Source organism: uncultured Brachyspira sp. (genome assembly GCF_944390595.1).
Classification (GTDB): domain Bacteria; phylum Spirochaetota; class Brachyspiria; order Brachyspirales; family Brachyspiraceae; genus Brachyspira.
In genome coordinates this window covers 1-6,466 of sequence record NZ_CALXRN010000141.1, presented here as the reverse complement: position 1 = coordinate 6,466, position 6,466 = coordinate 1, and the positions used below count along the sequence as shown (strand labels likewise).

Annotated in this window: 8 protein-coding genes; 3 read left to right on the top strand and 5 right to left on the bottom strand. The window is 29.6% G+C overall.

Going from position 1 to position 6,466, the window contains the following annotated elements; all coding sequences use genetic code 11:
* Positions 1-6: 6 nt before the first annotated feature.
* A complete protein-coding gene (locus tag Q0J90_RS08415; protein WP_367173879.1) occupies positions 7-111 on the top strand; it encodes a YgjP-like metallopeptidase domain-containing protein in 105 nt (34 codons plus the stop codon).
* Positions 112-431: 320 nt separating this feature from the next.
* Positions 432-1,856, top strand: coding sequence for a DUF4026 domain-containing protein (locus tag Q0J90_RS08410; RefSeq protein ID WP_297277476.1), 1,425 nt, complete (start codon positions 432-434; stop codon positions 1,854-1,856).
* 78 nt (positions 1,857-1,934) lie between these two features.
* Here Q0J90_RS08410 and Q0J90_RS08405 read toward each other — a convergent pair whose 3' ends face one another.
* The 4 genes from Q0J90_RS08405 to Q0J90_RS08390 all read right to left on the bottom strand — a co-directional run bounded on the left by Q0J90_RS08405 (position 1,935) and on the right by Q0J90_RS08390 (position 4,489).
* Positions 1,935-2,351: a secondary thiamine-phosphate synthase enzyme YjbQ gene (locus Q0J90_RS08405; protein WP_297277475.1), complete on the bottom strand. Its 417-nt coding sequence runs from the start codon at positions 2,349-2,351 to the stop codon at positions 1,935-1,937.
* 21 nt (positions 2,352-2,372) lie between these two features.
* Positions 2,373-2,792, bottom strand: coding sequence for a C-GCAxxG-C-C family (seleno)protein (locus tag Q0J90_RS08400; RefSeq protein WP_297277474.1), 420 nt, complete (start codon positions 2,790-2,792; stop codon positions 2,373-2,375).
* An 11-nt stretch (positions 2,793-2,803) separates the two neighbouring features.
* Positions 2,804-3,778: a beta-ketoacyl-ACP synthase III gene (locus tag Q0J90_RS08395; RefSeq protein ID WP_297277473.1), complete on the bottom strand. Its 975-nt coding sequence runs from the start codon at positions 3,776-3,778 to the stop codon at positions 2,804-2,806.
* A gap of 90 nt (positions 3,779-3,868) precedes the next feature.
* Positions 3,869-4,489, bottom strand: a complete 621-nt coding sequence (locus Q0J90_RS08390; RefSeq protein ID WP_297277472.1) for a queuosine precursor transporter — start codon at positions 4,487-4,489, stop codon at positions 3,869-3,871.
* A 284-nt stretch (positions 4,490-4,773) separates the two neighbouring features.
* Here Q0J90_RS08390 and Q0J90_RS08385 point away from each other — a divergent pair, with 284 nt between their 5' ends.
* Entirely contained in the window at positions 4,774-5,601 is an 828-nt protein-coding gene (locus Q0J90_RS08385) for a CAP domain-containing protein (RefSeq protein ID WP_297277471.1), read from the top strand.
* A 55-nt stretch (positions 5,602-5,656) separates the two neighbouring features.
* Here the strand turns inward: Q0J90_RS08385 and Q0J90_RS08380 are convergent.
* Positions 5,657-6,466 (bottom strand): tetratricopeptide repeat protein (locus tag Q0J90_RS08380; protein ID WP_367173877.1); only part of this gene is annotated, 810 nt, incomplete at its 5' end.

Sequence of the window (6,466 nt, the reverse complement as noted above, 5' to 3'; positions counted from 1 at the left end):
CATCTTGTGGAGGCAAATCATAGTAGGAAGTTTTATGATGTTGTAAGTCTTTATATGCCTGAATGGAAGAAGCATAAAAAGATATTGGATACGTTTTTTAATGACTTATAATGAATTTTTATTTAATTTACATACCCCGCCCTATAGATTTATTAATATTATTTTAAATATTGACTTTATATGTATTAAAAATTTTTTTATAAAAAGCACACCCGCCCTAGCTTTTTTATTAATGCACTGCGTTAAACTATAATAAAAAATTGAATCGTATAGAAAATATATATTTTTTAAATTTTATTCATCATGCGGTAACATAAAAAATTAATTTATATAATTTTTAACATTCATTAAAAAATATAAAAAATGCTATATAAAATTATTGTTATTTAATGTATAATAGGAAAAAGTTTATATCAGAGGTGCAAATACTAATGGATTACAATGAAAAATTATATAATATATTTTCAAGCGGAGAACAAAGATTAGAATCATGGATGGCGGCAATATTTACCAAAGAGTATGATCATAATATGACTATAGATGAGCTTAGAGGTATACTGTCTGAATCTGATGAATATTTGGTAGTTGATTTAGAGGAAATAGAAGAATCTAATTTTATAAGAGATAAATCTAAATGGGAAGCGGCTGTAAAACTTCAGTATTTGCCTATGGTTATGGATGAAGAAGAGCATGAATGCGGAGGAGGATGCAGTCATTCCGAAGGCGGATGTCAATGCCATAATAACGAAGAAAATAATGAAAATGAAGAAGAAAATAAAGATGAATTAAGTTTTTATATTGCATTAGTGGATGCTTCTACTGTGACTGAGAATGTACCTGAAATATTTTCTGTGAATACTGTAAGAGAAGAAGATTATAATGAAGCATGCGGATGCAGATATGCTGTACATGTTTCTACAACATTTGATAATTTTCAGCTTACAGATTATCAAAGACAATTAAAATTATTAGATAGTTTAGTTCCGGAAGCATCTATATTTTTGGATATGTCATGCTATACAGCACATTCCGGAGATTGGCTATCATATACTTCTACTTTTGCTTTGCCTTCATCTTTGGATTATCTTTATACTATACATGCTGTTTATGATGATGATAAAGACCCTAATAAAGTTGAATATTGGTTCCATACGCATGGACTTTACAGAGTAGGCTCTATTGAATTAGAGATAGTAGGAGTTGAAGATTCAAATGCTGCTTACGGACAATTATTAAATACATGTGCTAAAATGTTTATAGAAAGGGGAGTGCCTGAACCAGGATTTAAATTTAATCCTGCATATAATGTTTATGTATGCTGGCTTCCTTGGGAAGAGGCTTTGAAAAAACTCAATATTGCAGATGATGTTCCGGGAAGTGCTAAAGACAGAAATGACGGAATGCATAATACTCCTTCAGGAATTCTTGTTGCTGTAGATAAGGATGGAAATTATCATACACTTGATTATTATAAAAATGAGCTTACAGACAATCCTATGTTTATGATGAGCTATTTTGAAACTTCTCTTATGAGAGAGGCTGCTTTTGAGAAATTGGAATATTTCTTAGAATTATTGGATAAGAATAAAGGCGATGAAAAAACTTCTTTCTTAGTAAAATTAGGATATGGAGAGACAGAAGAAAACCCTAACGATTTAGAGCATTTATGGTTTGATGTTCATGATTTTACTAATGACGGATACTTTGATGCTACTTTGATTAATGAGCCTTATAAAGATTTAGGTATGCATGAAGGCGATAGGGGAATGCATAGTATAGAAAGGCTTACAGATTGGGCTATATATACAGAAGAATCGCAGTACAATTCAAGAAATATTTATCTTTTGTTTGATTAAATAAATATAAAAAAACAATGGGGTAATGTGCTTATTATCCCATTGTTTTTAATTCATAATTTATATATAAAGAAAAAATTATTCGCCTATTATTTTTATTAATACCCTTTTTACTCTCTTTCCGTCATATTCTCCGTAAAATATTTGTTCCCAAGTACCGAAATCAAGTTTGCCGTCTGTAACAGCAACAACAACTTCTCTTCCCATTAATTGTCTTTTAAGATGTGCATCAGCATTATCTTCATACCCGTTATGCTTATACTGACTATGAGGTTTTTCAGGAGCAAGTTTTTCAAGCCAAACTTCAAAATCATTATGAAGTCCGTTTTCATCATCATTGATAAATACGCTTGCTGTGATATTCATGGCATTGCATAAAATCAATCCTTCCTTTATGCCGCTTTCCTCTAAGCATTTTTGAACCTCCGGCGTTATATTTATATAGCCTCTTCTTTTTGGATAATTAATCTCTAATACTTTTCTGTATGATTTCATAATTGTTCTCCAAATAATTATTTAATTTATTCTATAATCTTTATATTTTTCCATTAAATAATCAAATATTTTAGCTGCTTCAAGTATTAAATAACGGCATCCGTTTTCAGGATCTCTGTATTTTTCTACCAAAGTTGTACAATCAATAGCATTCATTTTATCATAGAATGTATTTATGAATTCTGCTTCTATCTCTTTTAAAAGCGTTCCTTCATGTCCTTTTTCTTTTATGAATGCTTTAGATAATGCCATTATACCGCCTGTTAATATACCGCATGTAATTCCTACAGCCATTCCGCCGCCAAATCCGGCAGCTAACTTTAAATCATCTCTATTGATGCCTAAATTATATATATCATTTGCACCATAGAGCATTTTTTCAGCACAATTCAAATCTTCTGCTTTGCCGAATCCTGAATACAGATATTCATATAATGTCATAATAAAAACCTTTAAAATTTAATTAAAGTAGAGCCCCAAGTAAGACCAGCACCAAATGCAGTTAGAAGTACATAGTCTCCATTTTTTATATTTCCTGATTCAAATGCCTCTGTAAAAGCTATACCTACGCTTGCTGCTGATGTGTTGCCGTATTTCTGTATATTAACATAGAACTTATCATCACTTAATCCTAAATTTTTAGCAACAGCATTCATTATTCTGGTATTAGCCTGATGTGTTATTACCAATGATAAATCTTTTAATTCCAAATTAGCATTTTTTACTGTTTTGTTTATAGTGTCATCGAATGTTTTTACAGCCTTTTTAAATACTTCTGTACCAGCCATATATATAGTATTGGTTTTATCTTCAACATTTTCTTCAGTTATAGGAGATGCACTTCCGCCTCCTTTTACTATAAGTATTTCGTCATTGGATTCAGCCCCTATGTCAGTGGAAATAATGCCTTTATCTCCTTCTTCGGCTTCTAATAAAGCAGCACTCACTCCGTCTCCGAAAAGTATTGCAGTACTTCTATCCTGCCAGTTTACTATATCAGAACATTTTTCAGATGCTACTACTAAAACCTTTTTGCATTCTTTACTTTCTATCAATGATGCGGCAGTATTTAAAGCATATATATATCCTGAACATGCTGCAGATATATCAAATGCAAGGCATGAGTTTTTTATATTAAATGATTTTTGAATAACTCCTGCTGTGGAAGGAAATGTATATGATTTTGTAGAAGTTGCTACTATTATAGCATCAGCATCATCTATAAAAGCTCCTTTCTCTTTTAACTTATTAACAGCTTTAATAGCCATGTCTCCTGAACTTTCTGTTTTATCAGCAATTCTTCTCTCTTCTATACCTGTTCTGGTTACTATCCAATCATTATTTGTGTCCAAAGTTTTTTCTAAATCGTAATTTGTTATTATATTTTCCGGTAAATACGATGATAAATATTTAATATTAGCCTTCATATTATTTTCACTCTCAATTTATTTATTTTATTGTATTAATGTCAAAAGATAACAATTATATCGTTTTATGTCAATACTGTTTTTTTAGTATTAATTTTTCTCTTTTACTAAATAAATCATAGGTACGCTTATAATAGTAACAGCATATTTTACCACAAAGTTAAATATAAATATACCAACTAAAGCATCAAAAGGCAATGCTCCCCAGAATGCTATTGCAACAAAAACAAAATTATCTACTGGTATACTGAATGCATTGCTTATTAATACTCTAAGCCATTGATGCTTCTTTGTTATTTTTGTAACAAAGAAATGATATATTTCTGTGTCAACCAATTCTGATAAAGTTGATCCTACAATAGAAGCTATTGCTATTCTTAAAACAGGACTTAATGTTAATTGAAAAGCCTCATTAAATTCCCAGCTTGCATCGGCAGGTATTTGAGATATTACATAAAAATAAATAGGAGAGAAAATATTTATTATAGCAGAAACTATTATAAGTTTTTGAGTATTTTTCTTTCCTATAGTTTTATGAGCCATATCCCTTATTGTAAATGCCAATGGATATAAAAATGTTCCTCCATCAACTGCAAGAGTAAGTACATTTGCTATTTTTACGCTTGCTATATTTGATATCATTTGGCATGCTATGTATGAGCAGATTATTAAAATAGTTATAAATGAAATTTTGTATTCTTCGTTTTCCATAATTCCCAATCCGAAATTTTTTGTATATATACGATGCTATATAATATATTAAAAAATAATTTTAGTCTATATTATAATTAGTCATTTTTATTGCTTTAATAAAATCTTTCGATGTAAATGTATTATAAAACCATATATGGTTATTTACGGAATGCTGAAATGAATTGAAAATTTATATTTGTATATAATTATAATATTAGTTAAATTATAAATTTTATTTACTATGCCTTAATAAAACAGTTTTAAATATATAAATGTTACATTACTTAATGGAGGTATTAAAAATGAATCTGTACAAATCAATATCATTAATATTATTCTGTTTAGCAATTTTTATTCATCCGGTTTTTTCACAAGATAATAGTGAAGCTGATGAGGTATTTAGGCTTATAAATGAAGAGAGAAAAAAGTCAGGTCTTGCAGAATATAAAACAGAAGAACAGTTAAAAAATGCAGCAAATCAGAGAGTAAGAGAAATAGCAGGAGGAGTAAGTAAATCTACAGCTTTAAAGGATAATAATATACAATTTTCTTCATATTCTGAAAATTCCATAATAGCCGATATGAGTGTAAATGATATATTCAATCGAATCTTAAAAAGCAGTAAAGATCTTATTTTAAATAAAACATTTACTCATGCAGCTGTAGGAGTTTATGAAAATAACGGCAGAAAATATTGGGTTATGATTTATGTAGCATCAAGAAACAATGATATAACAAGAGATAAATTAGATGCAGATAAAGAGAGAAAAAGAGTTGTTGAGCTTGCGAATATTGCAAGAAAAGATAATGGTACATCTTCTTCTTTGATTCTTGATCCTACATTAACTGAAGCAGCACAAAAGAGAGCTGAAGAATTGATAAAATTATTTTCTCATACTAGACCAAATGGCAGCCAATTTTTAACTGTTTTAAAAGAATATAATATCACATATAATACTTCTGGTGAAAATATTGCTAATGGACAGGTAGATGCAGATGATGTAATGAAATCTTGGCTTAATTCTCCAGGACACAGAGCAAATATATTAAATGGTAAATTTGGTAAAATAGGTGTCGGAGTATTTGAATATAATAATAGTTTATATTGGGTACAAATATTTACAAATTAAGTAAAATAAAAGGCTTACTAACTAGAATTAGTAAGCCTTTTTTATTTTTAGTTATTTATTGCACTCCGCCTGTAGTTCCTATATACTGCATTATCTGAAGTCTTCTGCTTTCAACATCTTTGTCTAGATTAGCTATAACTTCATTATTGGCAGCTAAAGGAGACATTCTCTTTTTAAAGTCATTATAAATATTTAACGCTTCTATAATTTTGTTCTGTTCTATATATATATGACCTATGGCGTATAAAGCAAAAGCACCGTCTTGCGTTAAATCGTTGGTGTATTTTGAATATGTGTATACAGCTTCATCATACATCTTATTGTTTAGATAAATATTAGCTAAATCAAATTCTAAACCTGTTCTCTCTTCTTTTGTGAGATCCTGCATTTTTAGAGTTTCATTTAATGTATTTATAGCACTGTCTGTATCTCCTATATTAGCATAAAGTATAGATATATCCTTATTAACATTAACTAACTGATCTCTGCTTTTTGCTCTTTTTCTAGCTTCAAGTTTAGCCCATAAAGTTTCATCAATATCCTGTCTGTTTTGATATACATAATTAGCATAAGAAGAATAACTTTCAAAAGAATCTTCTTTCATAGCCTGTTCTTTTAAACTATCTGTCTGCTGTCTTGTAGTTTTAAGCTGGGCATCTATTCTTGCAGTAAACTGTTTTATTTGCTGATAAGTTTGATTTTGTTCTCTGGCAGCATCGCCCATATCTTTTCCTCTATGGAAAGTTTTTTCAGCTCTTGCAAGTACATCTTTAGCTTTATTTAAATATTCTGCTTCTTTATCATAAGGAGTATCTTTTGAACGTGCTAAATATTCATAAGAAGCAGCTAAATTAAAGTATGCAGG

Coding starts and splice junctions, on each gene's coding strand:
- Q0J90_RS08400 (WP_297277474.1), bottom strand. CDS start 2,792: ATGACATTATATGAATATCTGTATTCAGGATTCGGCAAAGCAGAAGAT.
- Q0J90_RS08410 (WP_297277476.1), top strand. CDS start 432: ATGGATTACAATGAAAAATTATATAATATATTTTCAAGCGGAGAACAA.
- Q0J90_RS08390 (WP_297277472.1), bottom strand. CDS start 4,489: ATGGAAAACGAAGAATACAAAATTTCATTTATAACTATTTTAATAATC.
- Q0J90_RS08405 (WP_297277475.1), bottom strand. CDS start 2,351: ATGAAATCATACAGAAAAGTATTAGAGATTAATTATCCAAAAAGAAGA.
- Q0J90_RS08385 (WP_297277471.1), top strand. CDS start 4,774: ATGAATCTGTACAAATCAATATCATTAATATTATTCTGTTTAGCAATT.
- Q0J90_RS08395 (WP_297277473.1), bottom strand. CDS start 3,778: ATGAAGGCTAATATTAAATATTTATCATCGTATTTACCGGAAAATATA.